Annotated in this window: 1 protein-coding gene; it reads right to left on the bottom strand. The window is 58.0% G+C overall.

What is annotated here, in order from left to right; genetic code table 11:
- Positions 1–51: 51 nt before the first annotated feature.
- Positions 52–540 carry a lactoylglutathione lyase gene (gene gloA / locus AC1DLB_RS31735; protein WP_477786498.1) on the bottom strand — a complete coding sequence of 163 codons (489 nt, stop codon included), beginning with the start codon at positions 538–540 and terminating at the stop codon, positions 52–54.
- Positions 541–548 lie beyond the last annotated feature (8 nt).

Below are 548 nucleotides of genomic sequence, written 5' to 3'. Positions count from 1 at the left end.
CACAAAACCCCATGAGCGATCATGGGGTTTTTTGTGGGTGGATCTTTTAATTTACAACGGTGCCGGCTGAATGATCTCGACCCAGTAACCATCCGGGTCCTTGATGAACGCCAGGCTCTTCATACGACCGTCGTTCAGGCGTTTCTGGAAATCGCAGCCCAGCGCTTCAAAACGTTCGCACGCGGCGCGGACGTCCGGCACCGAAATGCAGATATGGCCGAAGCCGCGCGGGTCGGTGTTGCCGTTGTGGTAGGCGAAATCCGCGTCGTTCTCGGTGCCGTGGTTGTGGGTCAGTTCGAGAATGCCGGGGATCGATTTCATCCACTCGGTGCGGGCAGCGGCATCGGCCGGGATCTGGTTTTTATCGACCAGCGCCAGGAAGTACAGGCTGAACTCGGCTTCCGGGAAATCACGCTTTTCCACCAGCGAGAAACCCAGGACGCGGGTGTAGAAATCCAGGGACCGGGTGATGTCCTTGACCCGCAGCATGGTGTGGTTGAAGACGAACTTCTGGGTGGCGGTGTCAGGTTGGGCGGTCACACCAGAAA

Source organism: Pseudomonas sp. 05N434, from assembly GCF_056396965.1.
Note: the sequence above shows the minus strand (reverse complement) of the source record. Positions and strands in the feature narration are given on the sequence as shown.